The organism is Flavobacterium labens (assembly GCF_048286755.1).
GTDB lineage: Bacteria > Bacteroidota > Bacteroidia > Flavobacteriales > Flavobacteriaceae > Flavobacterium.
This window is the reverse complement of sequence record NZ_JBLVPL010000005.1, coordinates 1-19,728: the sequence shown is the minus strand read 5'-3', so window position 1 is coordinate 19,728 and position 19,728 is coordinate 1. Positions and strand designations below refer to the sequence as shown.

17 protein-coding genes are annotated in these 19,728 nt (G+C 31.8%); 8 read left to right on the top strand and 9 right to left on the bottom strand.

The features are described 5' to 3' along the window. Positions 1–306: 306 nt before the first annotated feature. On the top strand, positions 307–1,728 hold the full coding sequence (locus ACNQF8_RS11565; protein ID WP_417952417.1) for an FAD-dependent monooxygenase: 1,422 nt from the start codon (positions 307–309) through the stop codon (positions 1,726–1,728). Between the two features lie 369 nt (positions 1,729–2,097). Here the strand turns inward: ACNQF8_RS11565 and ACNQF8_RS11560 are convergent, their stop codons facing one another. Both ACNQF8_RS11560 and ACNQF8_RS11555 read right to left on the bottom strand, forming a co-directional pair. After that, complete coding sequence (locus ACNQF8_RS11560) at positions 2,098–4,161, bottom strand: hypothetical protein (RefSeq protein ID WP_417953601.1); 2,064 nt, start codon at positions 4,159–4,161, stop codon at positions 2,098–2,100. A gap of 406 nt (positions 4,162–4,567) precedes the next feature. After that, a complete protein-coding gene (locus tag ACNQF8_RS11555) occupies positions 4,568–4,708 on the bottom strand; it encodes a hypothetical protein (protein WP_194640663.1) in 141 nt (46 codons plus the stop codon). Between the two features lie 228 nt (positions 4,709–4,936). Here ACNQF8_RS11555 and ACNQF8_RS11550 point away from each other — a divergent pair, with 228 nt between their 5' ends. Further along, a complete protein-coding gene (locus ACNQF8_RS11550) occupies positions 4,937–6,070 on the top strand; it encodes a hypothetical protein (protein ID WP_417953600.1) in 1,134 nt (377 codons plus the stop codon). 158 nt (positions 6,071–6,228) lie between these two features. On the opposite strand, the gene ACNQF8_RS11545 is transcribed toward ACNQF8_RS11550, so the two are convergent. From ACNQF8_RS11545 to ACNQF8_RS11530, 4 genes are all read right to left on the bottom strand, one after another. Continuing rightward, positions 6,229–6,975 (bottom strand): restriction endonuclease, encoded by a 747-nt coding sequence (locus tag ACNQF8_RS11545; protein ID WP_417953598.1) that lies wholly within the window; start codon positions 6,973–6,975, stop codon positions 6,229–6,231. Positions 6,976–7,114: 139 nt separating this feature from the next. Then, complete coding sequence (locus tag ACNQF8_RS11540) at positions 7,115–7,924, bottom strand: ImmA/IrrE family metallo-endopeptidase (RefSeq protein ID WP_417953597.1); 810 nt, start codon at positions 7,922–7,924, stop codon at positions 7,115–7,117. Continuing rightward, positions 7,911–8,315, bottom strand: a complete 405-nt coding sequence (locus tag ACNQF8_RS11535) for a hypothetical protein (protein ID WP_417953596.1) — start codon at positions 8,313–8,315, stop codon at positions 7,911–7,913. The genes ACNQF8_RS11540 and ACNQF8_RS11535 overlap by 14 nt, the downstream gene beginning before the upstream one ends. Then, a complete protein-coding gene (locus ACNQF8_RS11530; protein ID WP_417953595.1) occupies positions 8,305–8,907 on the bottom strand; it encodes a hypothetical protein in 603 nt (200 codons plus the stop codon). Before ACNQF8_RS11530 ends, ACNQF8_RS11535 begins: the two co-directional genes overlap by 11 nt. Positions 8,908–9,015: 108 nt before the next feature. On the opposite strand from ACNQF8_RS11530, the gene ACNQF8_RS11525 reads away from it, so the two are divergent. From ACNQF8_RS11525 to ACNQF8_RS11500, 6 genes are read left to right on the top strand one after another with little or no spacing between them, the layout of a single operon-like run. Next, positions 9,016–9,330, top strand: a complete 315-nt coding sequence (locus ACNQF8_RS11525; protein WP_110305505.1) for a DUF3892 domain-containing protein — start codon at positions 9,016–9,018, stop codon at positions 9,328–9,330. A gap of 8 nt (positions 9,331–9,338) precedes the next feature. Continuing rightward, a complete protein-coding gene (locus tag ACNQF8_RS11520) occupies positions 9,339–10,319 on the top strand; it encodes a nucleotidyltransferase family protein (protein WP_417953594.1) in 981 nt (326 codons plus the stop codon). Then, a complete protein-coding gene (locus tag ACNQF8_RS11515; protein ID WP_417953593.1) occupies positions 10,320–11,984 on the top strand; it encodes a ThiF family adenylyltransferase in 1,665 nt (554 codons plus the stop codon). Next, positions 11,984–12,445: a Mov34/MPN/PAD-1 family protein gene (locus tag ACNQF8_RS11510; protein WP_417953592.1), complete on the top strand. Its 462-nt coding sequence runs from the start codon at positions 11,984–11,986 to the stop codon at positions 12,443–12,445. The genes ACNQF8_RS11515 and ACNQF8_RS11510 overlap by 1 nt, the downstream gene beginning before the upstream one ends. Continuing rightward, positions 12,438–13,265 (top strand): DUF6602 domain-containing protein, encoded by an 828-nt coding sequence (locus ACNQF8_RS11505; RefSeq protein ID WP_417953591.1) that lies wholly within the window; start codon positions 12,438–12,440, stop codon positions 13,263–13,265. The genes ACNQF8_RS11510 and ACNQF8_RS11505 overlap by 8 nt, the downstream gene beginning before the upstream one ends. A gap of 5 nt (positions 13,266–13,270) precedes the next feature. Beyond that, complete coding sequence (locus ACNQF8_RS11500) at positions 13,271–14,326, top strand: hypothetical protein (RefSeq protein WP_417953590.1); 1,056 nt, start codon at positions 13,271–13,273, stop codon at positions 14,324–14,326. Between the two features lie 22 nt (positions 14,327–14,348). Here ACNQF8_RS11500 and ACNQF8_RS11495 read toward each other — a convergent pair whose 3' ends face one another. From ACNQF8_RS11495 to ACNQF8_RS11485, 3 genes are all read right to left on the bottom strand, one after another. Then, positions 14,349–15,542: a nuclease-related domain-containing protein gene (locus tag ACNQF8_RS11495; protein ID WP_417953589.1), complete on the bottom strand. Its 1,194-nt coding sequence runs from the start codon at positions 15,540–15,542 to the stop codon at positions 14,349–14,351. Positions 15,543–15,646: 104 nt separating this feature from the next. Beyond that, the gene (locus ACNQF8_RS11490) at positions 15,647–18,520 is read right to left on the bottom strand and encodes a type I restriction endonuclease subunit R (protein WP_417953588.1); all 2,874 of its coding nucleotides are present in this window, start codon (positions 18,518–18,520) and stop codon (positions 15,647–15,649) included. A gap of 100 nt (positions 18,521–18,620) precedes the next feature. Beyond that, a complete protein-coding gene (locus tag ACNQF8_RS11485; RefSeq protein ID WP_417953587.1) occupies positions 18,621–19,547 on the bottom strand; it encodes a tyrosine-type recombinase/integrase in 927 nt (308 codons plus the stop codon). Positions 19,548–19,728: the final 181 nt, after the last annotated feature.

Sequence of the window (19,728 nt, the reverse complement as noted above, 5' to 3'; positions counted from 1 at the left end):
AATTCTAAGAAATAAAAACTCCATTATTCCTAATGAAGTTGTTACGAATCTATTTGCAAACTATTTTTTACATAATTAAAAAAAATTCAATAAAACAGCACTGTGAAATCCTTCTATTTCAATTTGAAAAAGTAGTTTTGTGTTGTAAATCTTTTGACTTAAAATTACGCAACTGCCACAAATGACAAAACGTTGAAAAATGTAAATTTCTGCCGTTAAATTATATAGAAGTTAATAATTGGGACCAGCATTAGTTAAATGAATAATGAAGTGAAAAAAGCGGGAAATAAAGAAATAAGCTGGACTATGTGCCCAGAATGTCAAGGAAGAGGCAAGAAAAGTCGAGGACTAACTAAGAAAGCGCGACTCCAATATCAGATAGCACTAGACCAGTTTGAAAAGACGAATGGCGAGGGAAGTATTCCTGCCCTTCCTAAAGGGCACCTTCACTCCTGCCCAAAATGTTCCGGATCAGGTTTGATTCCAGCAGTCAATTCTCCTATGGCAGATCAAGAAAACTATCCACACCTTGCCATTATTGGAGGAGGTATTGGAGGCGTAGCTCTTGCTGTCGCTTGTTTGCACCGCGGAATTCCTTTTACCCTTTATGAGCGCGATGATAATTTTGAAGCCAGGTCTCAGGGATATGGACTTACTTTGCAGCAAGCAAGTAAAGCAATTGAAGGACTGGGTGTTTTTTCATTAGAGGAAGGTGTGATTTCCACAAGACATGTGGTTCATACTACAGAAGGAAAAGTTATTGGTGAGTGGGGAATCAGAAAGTGGATCCAATCGGATGCTAAAACTTTTCAAAAACGTACCAATGTGCATATCGCAAGACAATCTTTGCGATTAGCGTTACTGCAACAACTTGGCGGACAGGATTCGGTACAGTGGGGACATCAGTTAATAGATTTTAAGGAATGTGAGGGCAAAGGTGTTGATCTAAGCTTTCACGTGGATGGGAAAATCAAGACTGCCAAGGCGGATCTCGTAGTTGGAGCCGATGGAATTCGAAGTTCGGTACGAAGATTACTCATTGGTGATAGTATTAGCCCTTTACGTTATCTGGGTTGTATTGTGATATTAGGCATCTGTCCTTTGAAAGCACTCAAAGGTCTTAATAGTCCATTACTGGATTCGGCAACAGTATTTCAAACTGCCAATGGTAATGAGCGAATCTATATGATGCCTTATGCTTCAGACTCCGTAATGTGGCAATTGAGTTTCCCAATGCCAGAAGAAGATGCTAAGGCGTTAAGTGCTCAAGGACCTCAAGCACTCAAGGAAGAAGCGTGTCGTAGAACTCAGTGGCACAATCCTATTCCTCAAATTTTAGAAGCGACACTAGAAGCACAGATTTCTGGCTATCCTGTGTATGACCGGGAATTACTCGAACCAGGATTATTGTCAAAAACACAGAAAGTAACTCTGATTGGAGATGCAGCTCACCCTATGAGTCCATTCAAAGGACAAGGTGCAAATCAAGCGCTTCTAGATGCACTATCATTGGCTCGCGTGATCTCAAGAGGATGCAGGCCTTTATCTCAATGGAGAAAAGTTGGAATAAGGGAAAGCGTATTAACGGAGTTTGAATCAGAAATGTTAGAACGCAGTGCTACAAAAGTTAATGACTCTGCAGCTGCCGCACAGTTTCTACATTCTGAAATTGCGCTTTATGAGGGTGATGAGCCAAGGGGACGAATTCTAAAGAAAAAAGACGCATAACATAATCCTGTTATCTGCCATTTATAGCTCAGAGGTTTTAAAAAAGTCAAGACATAAAAAAACTCCATTATTTCTAATGGAGTTTTTTGTGGGCTGTCAGGGATTGGAATCGAACACTTGATACCTGTTTTAAATTTTTTCGAAACCTTAAAATAATACAAATATAGAAACGAATACGTAATTGTTTTCCGATGCTATTGTCTTTCTCTATGTGATACTTATGGAACAATTTTCGAGCCATTTTAAAGAGAACTTAAGTATAAAAACCTGACTTTAAATGTTTCATGTTTGTATATCTCTACGAAATCATTTTTTTTAAAATATTCACTCATAACTATTATAGACTAATATAAGGTATCTGTTTCAGAATTAATTCTGGTTCATTTTTATAGTGTATTCATATTCTGAATACCAATCCATAGTGCCCATCGAAACGTATTTGGTCGCTTTTAGCGCTTTTTCGAATGACTTATTACAGGAAGATAAGTTTATCAACTCTAATATTTGTGGAAGACTGAAAAACCAACAATTGCGATAGGCCCAATGCTCAATATTTGGGTCTAAATCTTTAAATTTATTATATTGCTCAATCCAAACTTGTTGCTTTGACGCAAGGTCATCAAATTTCTTTATAATTTGTGGCTCATTTGACGTGGTTGTAATCGTATGGGTTAGCAAGGATTTTAAGAAATTTTCCATTGTAATCCTGTCCTGAAATCCACCATATTCTAATTGTGTCAAGGCAATCCTTTCTATTTCCCGACCGTTTAAATAAACAACTTTGATACTGCCATCGGTCTGTTTAAGCTCAATACTCCCAGATTCCATCAGGACAATAGCAGTTCTACCTGCTTGTCTTTGTGCTTCCAGAACGCTACTTGATAAATCGACTATTATATCGATATCATTGCCAGATTTTGACTTTCGGGTTAACGGTTTCTTTTTCGCTTCGATTAAGATAATAGATTTATCTGACTCGATAAGGAAGTCACATTCACCTGCTTGTCCTAGATAAGTGTAGTCGCCAGTTAAAGCCACTATTCCTTTTTGCTTAAATTTACGATGTAGAAAATCTTCTATTGGATGACCTAACTGTTGATCCAACCTTTTATTTGTTTCCCTGATTTTTGACGCAATTGCTTCGTAATAGGAAGGTGCGCACCAAGACTTATCCATGACCAAATATTTTAACTTTCCAGTTTTAATAAGCGGTTTGAAATTAAAATCTATTTTAAGATAATCTGATGGTTCGTGGTAATTGGTGTTTATGGATTGAGTATGAGAAAATATATCAAGTATTTGTTCAATTTTATTTTTTTTTAGGCGGTATAATCGCTTACTAAGTGTTTTAAAATCAATTTCAACAGGTCCATTGATATCCTTGATTTGCTCTACAATTTTATAACATACCAATTCTGTCTCTCTCTTTGTATGACCAAATTCGATTCTAAATTTTTCATCAGGGAACTGTTCAAAAATACCGAAAGCAATCTCTAACGCCAAAGCAGGTTTGCTTTGTGGAACTGAATAAATAGAGTCCCACAATGCAATTTCAGTTAATATATTAACTATTTTATCACCATCGGCAAGAATGTATTCCCATTGGCTGTAAGGCTGAGAATAGTAAACTGCAATTGCAATATCTGTAGCAAGATTAAAAATCTCGTCTGTTTGTCTTTGAAAATAAATCGTTTTCTGTTTATCGAAAGGAAAACTGGCGCATAAATTCAGCAAATATCCAAAAGGAATCTGAGGCTTCTGATGATATGCAATTGTCGAAGTATGCCTGGAAACTCTATATCTTTCAAATATTGTAGAGTAAAGATTTTCAGCTAAATATCTAAAAATAATCCGAGCAAGAGTTAAACCACCTACATTTTCGATTTTTTTTGACATGCCCTCAAAAACTAGATTCAGATTGCTGATTATTATCTCTGAATTTTCAACTTCAACAGAACAACCATACTGTTCCAATCGTTTTGCCGCCGTTGCACGATCAAATTCTTTCGGATACTCGTCCCTCAAGTCCTTATACAAGCTAAAGGTGTCGGGAGAAAACTTTAAATAATCTTGTGCGAATTGAATAGCTTCTGTCCAATTTGTGGAAGTTGTCGGGAAATACTTTAATTCTTTCGCGGATGCGTCTCGAATAACTTTAAAAACTTGCAAATACTTATCTGGGTTTTCTCCATAAAGTACTTTTCTAAAAACAAGTTCATCTTTAAGCGAAAGAATTTTTTTTGTTTTAATAATGTTCTCGGTTTCTTCTACCGACAAAGCATTACGAATTTTTTCATATAGATTGTTAGAAATGTCACGAGATAAGTAATCCCCAGTTTTAGGAATATTTAAATACACGTACGCTTCTTCAAGTTTGCTCGGTATGAGAGCAGACGAATTATTAATAAGTTCTTTAAATTGGTTTAGTTCCATTAAGTATGTTATTGAATATTAACTGGGTCTTTAAGATTATATCAATCTATGCTTTCAAATTCAATATCAGTTACTTCAAAACTCTTAACAGTTTCCACTTGCTAAAATATAAATTGAAATGCAGACTTAATTAAGCATGATTTTTACAATAGTACACAAAAAGAACATACTACAATCGAGAATTTTTAATAAATTGAGATTTAACTTTTAGACAATAAAAAAACATTCTAACAGATTTGTGAAGTATCTTAACAAAAAAACAATGCCATTGGAATCCAATGGCATTGTTTGTCTTTCAGTGGGGGCTATCAAGGAGCACAATCGAACATTTGATACCTATTTTAACATTTTTTGATGACTTAAAGTAGGTTATCTAACGCTTCGAATCACAGTTAGATTAACACTCTCAATCTTTGGGCTTATGTATATGAGGCTTTAAAATAGGATGTTTTGGCTGATTTGGTGGTGTCACTCTTCTTCTTTCATCTGGTGTTCCGTCTGGTGTTTTAGGTTTTGGCCCTGGTTTAATTGCTTGAATTTTTTCCATGATACGTGTTTAGATTAAAATTATTTTTTCAACGAGACTTCTTGAAAAGCCTATATTCTAGATACAAATAACATTAATAAAAGTATCATCTCATTACGGAAAACCATAATTCACGAAAACTTATTTAAATAAAAATCATCAATAAACTCATTAGATTTTTCAATTTTTCCGCTCAATATCTAAAAGACTTTCTATAAATTTAATAGAAATTAATATAAAAGGAAGTTTATGGAAACAAAGGAATTTACAAGGAAAGAATTATATGATTTGGTATGGTCAACATCACTTAGTAAGCTGACATTGCAATATGCTTTTTCAAATGAAGGTTTAAAAAAACTTTGCAAACAATTTGAAATCCCTATGCCTGATAATGGCTATTGGATGAAATTGAAATTCAATAAAGAAATTGAAAAGCCAAAATTTAATCCACTTTTTGATGGAGAAGATAAAATCATATTAACTATACGAGAAGTTGGGAATCTCGTTAACATTGATCAATCTCCACTTAGTATAAGAACGAAAGAAATTTTAAGTGATGCTAAATCCCCTTTAATTGTTCCTGAAACAATAAGTAATCCAGACATTTTAATTCAAAATACGATAAGATTTCACGATAAAAGTAAGAATGATCATTATTATAGGGATGAAAAAATTGATACTGTTTCCATTTTTGTAGTCCAAGATAATTATAGTAGAGCTATAAGAATAATGGATGCATTTATAAAATTACTAAAATACAGAGGTCATTCATTTAGAAGAGATATAAATAAAAGAGGACCGTGTATCGTAGTAAACGATGTTGAATTTCATTTTGAAATAAGAGAAAAGAATAAAAGGATCCCTTCCGAAAAACCTTATGGATCGTCTACTTACATTCCAACAGGTATTTTAATTATAAAAATCGGGGAAAGTTATAAGGCTAAAGAATGGAGTGATGGTGCTGTAAAATTAGAAAATCAGTTAGCTAAAATTGTTGCTAAGATTGAATTAGAAGCAAAGGAAGAATTAGTATGGAGAGAAGAATGCAGGTTACACCATATTAAAATGGAAGAGGAGGAAAAAATAAGAAAGGAATTCCAGAAGAAGAGAGAGGTTGAACTCCAAAGAACAAAAGAATTATTTAATAATGCAATATATCACAACAAAGCCAAAATAGTTAGAGAATACTTGAATGAGTTAGAAACTAAAGCGTCATTAAATAATCAACTCACAATTGAATTGCAAGATTGGTTAAAATGGGCAAAAGACAAAACAGATTGGTTTGATCCAATGATAAAAAAAGAGGACATGCTATTATATGAATCCGACAAAGAAGATCTCATTCAGATTAAAAAAAAGGACAACAATTTTTATAGATATTAAATGTTTAAGTGATAAAGTAAAATCACCGTTAAATATAAATTTATACCGATTTAAACTTCACTTAAAATCTTAAAATTCCAATAAGAGGATCGAATTCTGTTCATGAAGGGTGTTTAATAACAACTTCTGCTAGGTCGATTTTAGTTGAAATTTTAATTTTATCGACGTAATTCTTCTTTAAATAATCTGTCAAATTCGACCAATCCTTTGGTACAGATTTTTTCTAAATGAAGAAAATAATTTTCATATGAAGTACAAAAATTAATATTTAATTCTCTCATATAATGAGGGAGAAAATTATCAAACATTTCTATGTCAAATTCTTTGGTCTCTTCATTTTTGTAATCAATATTTGCTGAGGCAAAAACGGGGTTAAAATATTTTTCCGTCAAGTAGTGATATTTTTCAAGTTCATCTTGAGAAAGTTTTGATAGTTGTTCTTTAAAGAACACCATAAAACCGACACCAATATAATCATATAAAGGTTTTGTCGTCTTGGAAATGGCAATTAATTTTTTTCTGATCCATTCTGCCCTGAAGGTATTTTCAAATTCAGGCCAATTGACTAATTGAACATTGGTATTTTTAATTGCATTAAATGCCCCACTCTGAAAGCCCATCTTTGAAATTATAAGTCCATAATTGGCTCCATAGTCATTTATAACTGTACGAAAGGAGTGCACAACATGTTTTGGAACTTTTTTTTTCCAGAATTTACATTCACAAATAATTACGCTTCTAGACACTTGGTTGCTTATTTCTGCATACACATCTACATTAACTTTTTCTCTCACCGTAATTATGTCTTTTTCTGTTTCACACAGATAGCCACATACAGTTAAAATCTCCGCAACTTTGTTTTGTAAATCTTTCCATGTTTTTGGTTCATTTTCGTATATAGTCATTTATTTAATATAAGTTTCTCAAGATTTATAAAAGTCATTTTATGCATCATATCAATCTAGTTTTGAACAAGTGTATTCCAATAAACAATTTGTAATATTTAGATTTAATTGTACAAAAGATTAGAAACAATAATATGCTTTATTCTTCCCAAACTACACTTATTATAGTTTTAAGTTGCTTATAGGGAATACAATATTCGAAAAAATCGCTATCATCCTCATCATCTTTTAATTCGAACCATGTAGATTTATATATTGATTGCGCTTTATCTTTTCCTGAATATAAAAAATCATATTTAGCATCAATATATTCTTGAGCAACAGAATCTTCAGGAGGAGATAATTTAGTAATTTCTTTAATCTTTATCCAATAACCATCTGACTTACTCCAATATTTAACTTGACCATTATTAATAAAAACAACAAATAAAGGATAGATATTTAATGATAATAATCTATAAATAATTGAGGTTAAACTGGTTTTGAATCTTTCTGATAATTCTTTTACTAAATCTGGAGAGAATTTTTTTTTAAATGCAGCTTTCCGTATTATATCTTCCGGCATTAAAAGCTCTGATGCAAAATCGTTAGCTTCCCATTCCTGAATTCCTTTTTTTGCTTGCTGCTCTGCATTATTAAACCAGTTTAGTGTATTGGGTGTTTCATTGTGAATTTCTAAATCTAGTTTGTCATGTAGCAAAAAATGTCCGATTTCATGGGCCACAGTAAACCTTTTTCTCTCTTCAAACTGAATATTGGAGTTTACTTTTATTAATGTTTTGGAATTACCTCTGATAATTTTACCGTCCGAACTTGACAATTTTTCTTCTATTAATGTTGCTCCAAGTCCGGCAACAAAAATATCCAAAGGAATATCAGTAATTTCATCGAAGCCAATTTCTTCCAATAGCGCTTTTGCTTTATTTGAACCTCTACTATTTCTGATCATTTTCCAATTGTTCCAGTAGTTCTAATAAATTTTGATCTTTAATAATTTCTTTAATCTCATCAATTCCTAGATTATCTAAATTTCTATATTGTACCTGAAATTGATTATTTGCAATTAAAGATTTTAAATAACTAATTGGTTTGTCAATATTTTTCTCGATTGCACTTTGTAGTAATGCAGAAGCTTTTTCTAATAAATCCTTGTCTCTCTGCTTATTAATATAACCTTTTAAGAGAAATGAATGTTTACGGAAATTTTTAAGAGCATAATTTTCAATATCATTAATATCGAAACCTTCCTCTTTAAGAATTTCATCATAGGTACTAGAATCTCCGTCAATAATTTGGGAGATAATTACCTCGTCTATCTTTTTGATGAAGTTATTTTTCATAATTCAACACTTTCAATTTTTCTTTTATAAATGGTAACTTGCGATCTAATCGCTTTTTAATATTTGTCAGTTCATCGATCCCGATACCTAATAACTCTGACAAATCGTTTCGTTTCATACCATTAATTATGTATGGTTCAAACAATAATAATTCATCATCTGTCGCTCCCATAGCTGTTAATTCATCATGGCATATAGATAATAAGGCTTGGTAATCGGAATCGTCAAAAGACATTTCGACATCATTATCCATAATTTCAAATGTTTCATTTGCTTTATCAAGCTCAGCGTTTAATGTGTTTGAAATGACACTATCTAATGCACTTATTATCTGCTTTCGGAAATCAGGAAACTTATCAAGATACCAGTTCCGCCCCCCTTCTCTTAAAAAGGCTTCGATTGTATCATTAATCATGTCTTCAATCATAATACCTCTAAACCCCTTTTGATGATTGTATTTGATTCCAAAAACAGTCTTAAGCCTTATGATAGCGTGTTTGAAAAGAATAGCATAAAATTCCGAAGTATAAACCTCCTGAAGTGCTCTGCATTTCTCATCAAAAGTTGCAACTTTTCTATTATCTGACTTCATTTATATAGTAATGCTTAAATTTTAGAAAAAATTTCCATAGCAATGGCAATTTATGAAATTTATATAGCATTACAATGTATACGAGAGGTTTAACTTAAAAAATAAATTATGAGCAAGTCAGCAAACTATTTAATATCTGGTGTTTGGAAAGATTCGAGTGACAATATTACACATGTAATGTTGCATCCGGTAAATGATGGAGATTCCTTCAGCATGGGCGTTAAAACTTCAGAGGGAGATACCATAGCATTACTAAAAAAAGGTAATATTATTAAGACTGTAGTATGGGATTATCCTGGCTTTAGTATCAAATCTAAAGTAACATATGTGCAAAGCCATGGAAAGGAATATTTAAGGAGCGATGCAAATGCTACAACAAAGGATAATTTAGACAATTTAATATCAATGAAAGCAATTAAATAATTATAAATATGGATAAGAGTTTACATTTAGATTCGGTAATTAAAACGCATCAAATTACCAAAGAAGAGCAGCTTTTAAATAAGCACAAAGACAAAAACAAGGAAGTTAAAGAGGCTTTAGAGCAGGAATATATAAGTAATATTTACTCTCCTTTTAATTCTGGTTCCTATGCAAAAAATACTGCTATGAATACCAAATTTGATTTTGATATGGTATGCCCTTTTAAAAGAAATGCATTTGGTTCTAATGGCACATTAAAGCAGATGTATGAAGATGTTTTTGATTTTTTATATGAGAAATATAAAGATGACGCAAATGTCAGAAAGCAAAAAGTTTCTATTGGGATTGAGTTTTTTGCCGATGAAGACGGGGATATTGTCAAAATCGATGTGGTGCCAGGGCGGGAACTAAATCAAGACCAATACAAGGATGATGATAACCTTAATCTTTATGTTTACTATAAATATGGAAACTTTGACCAAGGCAGTGAGAGAATCAAAACCAATGTACAAGCCCAAATAAAGAATATTAAAGATAGAGCAACCAAAGAAAAAGATTCCATTAGAAAGGTCATTCGTCTGCTTAAAGTCTGGAAGAATACAAAGTATAATAACCCTGCGAAGTCCTTCTTTTTAGAATTGATTACAATTAAAGCTTTTGACAATAAAGATGTGTCGGGGAATTTATGGAGTAAGCTAGAAACCGTATTGCAATATATCCGTGACGAAGTTACCGGCGAAAGTTTTACATTGAAAGATCCAGGAAATGGTTCTAATGATTTAATCGATACTTTAACGACAACAGAGAGACAGACTCTGTCTGATGATATGAAGAATATGCTTGAAAGAATTGAGGATAACGATGAAAATATCAAAACTTATTTCCCTGACAATTCAAAATTTCTTGAGGAAGAAGAAAGTGATAACAAATATGAAAACAAAGGAAGCGGATTTTATTCTAATCCACCAAAAAACGAAAGATTCGGTTAAATGCTAGACAAAAGACTAAATACAATCCAGCAAATTTTTTCTGAACTAAATGGGATTTCAATTGAGACCTCATTTAATTCAGATTTAGAATTTAATATAGTTGGAAAAATTAAAGTTCCAGTTGAGTCAACAGACGATTGTTTGTTTTTTGATGTTAAGATTTACCCCGAGTATCCATTAAAAAGAATGGATACAGAATCTATTACTTTTTCCAACAGCGATTATTTAGAATATGGTCATGTGATGGGAGATGGATCTATATGCAGACACACTTCTCACCAGACTGATTTAAAGAAAAAAATTGAGATCGATATTAATTCACTAAAAAGATGGATCTGGAAATATTACTTAAATAAAGATAATGACAAGCATTATGAACATTTGATTTTACAGCCTAAAGAATTTAAGGGCAATCATTTTTCTTTTTTGTTTACTGAAGTCGACCATATTTTCAGCAATCAGCAATTTGGTTTTTTCGAGTATTCAAAAATAAATAACGGACTGTATCATGAAAAGGTTGTTTTTAATAATATTATTCAGGAATTTAGAGATTCTTCAAGTAAAAAGGTTACAGAGTGCAAATGGAGTACTGCCATAAAACAATTGCCAAACAAAGACCTTGGTATATATGTTTTATTAGATAGTCCTCCTGCTAGGATGGGTAAATTTATAATAAGCAATTGGGGAGATTTTGAAGATTTAGTTGATCAAAATCTGCATAGTTTCCTCTATAGTGTTCAGAAAACCAATTTAAAACTGAATGGAAAACCAATTCCTTTTTTAATAGGTTATAGGATATCAGATAAAGAAATACACTGGCAGGTTGCTATTTTAGAAATCGGAAAATTTCCAATTGAGTCTTATAAAGTAGACAGAGTATGGAAAGGTGGATTTATTAATGAAGATATTGTATGGGGTATCACTAAAAATTGTTCTTATGATTATTTCTTTGGAAGAGGTAGATTAACCGAAAATATTACTAAAAGCAAAATACTTATTATTGGGATAGGCGCAATAGGTAGTATGGTTGCCAAGACATTGACAAGATGTGGCTGTACAAGCATTGATGTAGTTGATTATGATATTAAAGAGCCTGAAAATGTATGTAGATCAGAATACTCATTTTTGTCGGGAATTTGTAATAAAGTAGATGATTTATCAAATGAATTATTCTTAATATCTCCTTTTGTTGAAGTCGGAATAATTAATACAATATTGTTTCATGTTGATTCAAAAATAGCACAAGGATTGAACAGTACTAATACTGAATTGCAAAAAAAACTGCTTCATTATGATATTATAGTAGATTGTTCTACCGATAATGATTTACTATATATTTTAAGTAAATTAGAACTTAATCGACTTATAACATTATCAGTAACTAATAATGCTAAAGACCTTGTTTGCTCAGTTGAACCAAACAGTTATAATTGGGTAATGAATCAATATGAAAATGTTTTGGAGAATGAGATGGAAGATTTACATAATCCAACTGGATGTTGGAGTCCAACATTCAAGGCTTCATATAATGATATCAGTACATTGGTTCAATTTGCCATTAAACATATTAACGTGAAATTGAGTGATGACAGTAAGAGTTTGAGAAACTTTGTTTTAAGTACGAATGAGAGCAATATATTTTCAATAAAATTAAATGAGTTTTGATGTATAAAATAATTGAATTAGGGTTAACAATGGAGATAGATGATAAATTATTATCTACTATTATTGAAGTAGGAATGCAACATTATCCAAATGAGTTTGGAGGTTTCTTAATTGGTAATTATTCACAAACACAAACCCATTTAAGAATAACAGATACAATTTTACCAAATAAGTTTAAGGGGACACCATATTTATTTGAGAGAGATACAATAGGTATAGATGATAAACTAAAAAAAATCTATACTGAAGATCCTAAAAAATATTATCTTGGAGAATGGCACACTCATCCAAACAATTTACCAATACCCAGCAGTACTGATATAGATGCCATTAATTCAATTGCAAATCACCCTGAAGTTTCAATTAAAAATCCTTTAATGCTGATTATTGGTTATGATAAGACCAAGGTTGAACTTGGTTTTTATGTTCAATTTAAAAATAAATTATATAGATATGAGTAATAAAATAAATATAAGTGACTTATTTGCTGGATTGCAAAATCAAATGGTTGCGCAATTAAATACTAACAGAGAATTTATTTTGCATCCTGGATCAAAAGGAGATTCTTTAGAAAATGTTTGGATAGAATGGCTGAGAAAATATTTACCTAATAGATATTGTGTTGACAAAGCAATTGTAATTGATAGTACAGGAAGTTTAAGCCATCAATTAGACTTAGTGATTTACGATCAGCAATATACACCTTTTGTTTTTACCCAAAACGGCATTCATTATATTCCTGCTGAAGGTGTATATGCTGTTTTTGAAGTTAAGCCTGATTTTCAGGGTAATGCGGCTGGTGATAATTTTTTTGAATATGCAGGAAAGAAAATTGAAAGTGTAAGGAAATTAAAGAGAACATCGGTTGGTATAATTAATGCTGGAATACCTCAAAATCCTAGAGCACTGACAAAAATAGTTGGAGGTATATTAGCCAGTACTAATACCTATGCAAAGAATAATAATACTATTGAATCACATTTAAAAAGTTTAATAGGATTACAAAGTATTGAAATGGGATGTGCAGTAGACTATGGGAGCTTTTATGTGAATTATGATGGTGAGGAAAATATATCAAACACAAATTTTGAGGAACGTATAACAAATTACTACCTTGAAAGGACTTTTAGTAGCACAACATTTAGTGAAAAAGAAAATTCCTTAGTCACTTTTTTTCTTCAACTCACAAGATATTTGCAACAGTCTATTGGAACAGTAGCAGCTATAGACTTGAACGCTTATGCAAAGGCTGTTGGATTTGAAATTGATGAAAAGATATAATAAGTATGAATAAAGAAAAAAAATATGCTCAAAATGGGGCTTTAGTATTTGGAGTAGGAAATGCAATTATTAATGCATTTAAACAACTCAATACTACTGACCCAAACAGCAAATTTGATTGGAGTCAACTTTTTGTTGCTGCAGTTAAGGGAGCCTTAGTTGGCGGAACAGGAGGATTAATTTTAGGAGCTATACGTGATAATAAGATGAATAAAGTCCTTTTGGAATTTAATAGTGTCCCAAATTATCTCCATAAAACATTAAATTATTACAAGGATGACAATACCTTACTTTTGAACAAAGCAGAACAATTAAAATCAAACTTTCAGTCAAAATTTAAATACGAGTTGGCGTTAAAGCCTAAAATTACTGGTTCAGTTGTTAAGGGCACATCTATTCATGGCTCTGATGTAGATATTCAACTTTGTTTTAAAAAAGATTTTGGCTCTATTGCTAGTGTATATGATACTATTTCTGATTTTATCTTTGACGAATTAAAAATCAAAGAAATTAAAGAAATAAGAGAACAAAAACATTCTATTGGAATTGGAATTCAACTCGAAAACGAGGTTAAAAGAATAGATATAATTCCAACTCGTTTAATTGAAAATGGAAAAAATGACGTTCAGTTATTTGTCAATAAAATTGGTTTGTTTGAAAAACCAACGTATAAAAAGACAAATCATGAAAAGCAAATGTTGTCTCTAAAGTTAAATTATAGAGAGCAAAGAATTGTAAGATTACTTAAAATTTGGAAGGTTGAAAATAATTTAAAAATTAAATCTATTTTTTTAGAATGGTTAGCTAAAAAATCTTTTGACTCAAAACCAATTACAAATAAAATTGAGAAGGATTTAACCAATGTAATTTATTTTATTGCGCGAAATATTGAATTCCTCAGAATTGTTGATACTGCAAATTCAAATAATATTATTTCTAATACACTTACACTGGAAGAAAAGAGTAGTATTAGTCGATTTTGCTTTAAAATGTTAGATGATCTAAGAGCTGACAAAAGAAATACTATAGATTATTTCCCTAGTTTAGAGTCGACTATATAATTTTTAAAGACAACTTTAAATACTATTCGTTAACAACATTTAGCTTCATGTGAATATTCTCATTTTTCACAAAGGCTTCAACCCTTTCAATAAGCATTAGATTGAGGCGGTCAGCACTTCCTCGCGCGTGACCTATATACTGCATAAATTCGCGTAAATCGATAACGTTAAGATATATTTTGTTTTCAGCTATTGCGTTAAATATCTTATATTCTATTGTCTTCCAATCACCAAAAGGGAATAATTCAGAAACCAAAACAATGCAATGAAGAAAAGGAGCTTTGTCAAAAATAATTTCCTCCAAATGCTTATCATATATTGTTGTGTTGGCTGTGATTTTTTTCGAAGCCCCGACAAGCTGGTCAATTCCTGTGGAGATTTGCTTTTGCAGACCCTTAACCTTCTTCTCCATTGCTTTATTAGAAGGACTGTCTATGACCCCGAGTGCCTTACTTTCTATTAAAAAAATACCATTATCAGAAATTGCAAGAACATCAGTTAATTCACGATAACCTTTAGTGCGTGCAATTTGTGGATTCAAGAATAGCTTTTGTTTAAAAAGATCATCAAGAATGATTGTTACTTCTTTTTCGAGAATGCTCCCTTCATCTTTATCATCAACCGTTACATGGTTTGTTTCGTTAAATCCGATGACTGTATTTTTCATAATAATCCAGTCCTGTAGTTTTCCCTCGATTGCAATGGTTTCTATTTCGTACACATTTTTGTGTTGACTTTCCATTTTAATACTGTGGTCAAAACAATCCAGCGAACGAGAAATTCTTTCATCAAATTTACCGCAGTACAGACTTTCGGGATTGCTTTGTAGATTTAGTACTCGCAACTGGTCGGCAATGCTGAATGAGAGCTTTGCAGTTGCAACGCAAATGCTAAGTTCATTATGAAAATGAATGTGCGTAAAGCTACGGTTCATGATTGCAGCAAGAGAGTTATGCTCGTCGGGGAAACGTGCTGTCCCTATAACTGCAGCATAATTTATGGGATCGTCATAAATTCGTAATCCCGAATGAAATATTGCGGGTTGATGTAAGCAGTCCTTGCCGAATAGAAATTCAATGACAAAACCTTTCATTATTGATTTTATAAGAGGCGAAGTTATCTTTACCATGACCTTCGCTCCAAAATCATCATTGATAAACCAAATTGATGCAGGTTCGTGTAATAGTTCTTTGTAAATCCTTTCCTCAATTGTCATAGTTATTGCCCCATTTTTTTATATGATCATGATTTATGTTTAAATATACTTCGATTTCTACAGCAAAAAATTAATGCGATATGGCATTACAATTTTGTTCGATATTACAGTCCAGATATGCCATTAACAAAAGTATCTACGAAATCTAAAATTTTATTCAATATTCGGTCACCTACCTCTTTAGATTTTAGAACGCTAGGCCTTCCATCTATGCGAAGGTCTAGAATTTCTTTTCTTAAGGGTTCACGTTCGGTAAAAAGATAATTTTCTATAAGTTTTTCAGTTTTTTCATCAGAAAGGTTTTCTGTTTTCACCAAATCTTGGAGTGCTTTTTCTTGTTCTTCATTCCAGAATTTTTCAAATTCTTCGGGAATAATATCTGTATCCTCAATGTGAGGTAGACTTTCTTGAATAAATTTTTCAATCAGATCTCTTTTACTTCTTAATGATACTTCGGTATTCAATAAGTTTGTGATCTCCTTTTCAATACTTTCTTTATCTTTTGAGCTGTGTTTTAATTTAAACTTAATCAATAATTGAATAATGTAGGTAACATTGATTGTATCGCGTCTGATCAACTCCAATTCGAAGTCAATGTCGTTTAAAATAGATGTTTTTTCTATAAAAGTACTGTTGCTAAGTTTATCTTTCAAATCCAGATACTTACTGGTGTAATCTGCAAATAGCTGTTCCTCTATTCGTAAATCATTCCAAGTAAATTCGGAATAATGACTCATTTTTTTGTGTAAGCGGATAAGTGCCCTGAATGTCAAAATAAACTGTAGCTTATCTTCTTCAGTATATAAATCATCTACTGCACTAATCTGAGGAACAATTTCTAATAATTTTTGAGTTACTTCATTGAATTTTTCTGTATAAACTTCATAAGGTTCAACAATAATTTCGTCAATTGCCTCCTTGTTACTAAATAAGGCAATTGCTTCATCTGTTTTATCTTTTAGATTTCGAAAGCATACAATATTTCCCTGTGTCTTGTTTTTGTCTAATGTGCGATTGGTACGGCTAAAAGCTTGAATTAGTCCATGGTATTGTAGGTTCTTGTCAACATACAATGTATTTAGATTTTTACTATCATAACCCGTTAAAAACATATTAGCAACTAATAAAATATCCGTTTCATGTTTAGGATGTTTTGATTTTCTGGCAACAGCATTATAATAATTATAAAAGCCTTCAGTATCCTTAATATTCTCTGCCATTCCAAATAGTTCGTTGAAATCTTGCACATAGGTTTCCAATAATTCCCTGCGGTGTGGTTTGAGGCCATATTCTTCTTGTGGCTCAGCGGCCATATTCAGTCGACTGGCCAATTGATCCTCTATCTCTTCCTCGTTTTGGGCATAACTAAAAATAGTTGCTACTTTTAAATTATGTTCACCATTTAGTTTCTTACGTTTAAAAATTTCATAGTACTCAATAACGGCATCAATATCTTGAACGCACATCATCGCACAGAATTTTTTGGACTGTGTTTTCTGATCGTGATGTTGAATGATATAATCAACAATCGCTTCTTTACGTTCAGGAGCTTCAAAAACTTCAGCTTCATTAATTTTTTCAACTTTCAAGTCAATTATATTATCTTTTTTCTTGAAGGTTTGAATATATTCAATTGAAAATCTCAAAACATTTTCATCTCTGATAGCATCTGTAATTACATATTTGTGAAGGCATTTCCCAAATAAACTGGCTGTGGTTTTTTCTCCGTTCGCATTCTCTGCCAAAATTGGTGTGCCTGTAAAGCCAAATAATTGAATGTTTTCAAAATAGCTAACAATGTTTTGGTGTGTATCTCCAAATTGAGAACGATGGCATTCATCAAAAATAAATACCATTCTTTCGTTTTTAAGAGCTTTCATTTTAGCTAAATTCCGACCCGAAATAGCATTATTAAGTTTTTGAATGGTTGTAACAATAATTTTTACATTCGGATTGTTGAATTTTCTGATAAGGTCATCTGTATTGGTTGCTGAGCTTACTGAGCCTTTGCTAAAGCTATCGTATTCTTTATTGGTTTGATAATCCAAATCCTTTCTATCTACTACAAAAACTACTTTTTTAATAGCTGTAATTTTTGATAAAATTTGGCTGGCTTTGAAACTTGTTAAGGTTTTTCCACTTCCTGTGGTATGCCAGATATATCCATTTTTCTCAATGTTGTAGCCATTTAATATTTCGTTTTCGGTTACTTTTTTTATAATACTTTCCACGGCATAATATTGATATGGACGAAGTATCATTAACCGTTTATCTGTTTCGTTAAGTACAATGTATTTACATATCATTTTACTTACATGACAAGGCTCTAAGAAAGTATCCGTAAAACCATTCAGAATGTTGTTAAGAGGATTGTTGTTCTCGTCTGTCCAATGGAAAGTTTGAAGATATTCCTGTTTATGTGTACCGAAGTTGCTAAAATACTTGGTATTTACACCATTGCTGATTATAAACAGTTGAACAAAATGGAATAGCCCTTTTCCTGCTCCAAAACTATGTTTTTGATAGCGGTTGATTTGATTGAAAGCTTCTTTCATTTCCAACCCTCTACGTTTCAGTTCTATCTGGACTAATGGCAGCCCATTAATTAGTAAAGTTACATCATACCGATTTTCGTATTTCCCTTCCTGCGTTATTTGATTAGTAACCTGGTATTCATTTTGGCACCAATGTTCTACGTTCAGAAATTCAAAATAGAGGTTATCACCATTATCTCTTAAGATATGATGTTTTGTTTCACGCAAAATTTTGGCTTTTTCAAATACTGACCCCTTGTTAACAATATTCAGTACTTTTTCGAATTCAGTCTCACTAAATTGAATGTTATTGTGCTTTTCAAGTTGCGTTTTCAAGTTTGCCAACAACTCTTTTTCATTCGCAATAGTCTTATATTTATATCCTAACTTTTGTAATTGGATTATAAGTTGTTCCTCTAAGATTTGTTCAGACTGTTTGCTCAAAATAATTATGAATTAGGAGTTGTTATGTTTAGCTTTAAAATATCAAATTTAACAAAATAAAGAGGTTTATGCCACTTCTCCTAATTCATAATCTAAAAGTTTACTTTAAAGCTTTAAACATTTGTTCGATTGCTTTCTTTTTCTGTTCCATATTGGGATGGACATAGAGATTTAAGGTTGTACTAATATTAGAATGTCCCAAAAGCACACTTACAGTTTTGTAATCGCAATTGCTTTCAATACACCTAGTTGCGAAACTGTGCCTTAGCCCATGAAACTTTAAATCTGGCATCTTCAAATGTTTCATTAAGTTTTTATAATAGCTGCGATAAGTTCTGGGCTCAGTTGGCTTGGCATCATTGGTTAAAACAAAAAACGAAGGGTTAACAATTTTTTTAAATGGTTTGAGTATTCTTAATAAATCTTTGCTTATTGGGATTTCACGTATAGAGTTTTTTGTCTTTGGTGTGTCTAAAATGAGTTCTGTTTTTCTGCTTCCATCTTCAATAACGTAAATGCGTTGGATGGTTCTGTTAACACTGATAACACCATTATCTGTATCAACATCTTCCCAAGTAAGGGCGCAGATTTCCCCTATACGCATGCCAGAGCTTAAGCAAATATAAACTCCTAGATTTCGAAATGTAAAATGTTCCTGAATATAATTCATAATTTTTTTCTGATCAGAACGGTTTAAAACTTCAATTGTATATTTTTCTCGTTCTGTTGGATATTGTATGTCAAATGAATTATAATCCACCCATTTGTGTTTAGCTCCATATTTTAGAATCATTTTCAGAACGATTAGAATATCCTTGATTGTTTTTTGGCTTAAACCTGATTCCAATTTCCGAAATACAAAAGCTTGTACTTCTGCTTCCTCAATCGAATATTTATTACCAAATATGGGTAGTATGTGATTTTCGATTAAAAGTGTGTACGCAGAAAAACTTGATTTCTTTACGTACTGTTTTTTGTTTGTTTTCCATAGGTCAATAACCTCTAAAATTTGTTTTTGATCATTCATTATTATTTGATTTTTATGAATTCCAAAGAAAAGAAATAAGGATTGAGGATTTAATATTACTAAGGTTCCTAATTTGAGATTTCCAGGGTTTACTGAGGAGTGGGAAGAGAAAATGTTAGGAGATGTAGCACCGTTACAAAGAGGATTTGATTTACCTGTTGATAATATAAAAAAGGGTCTG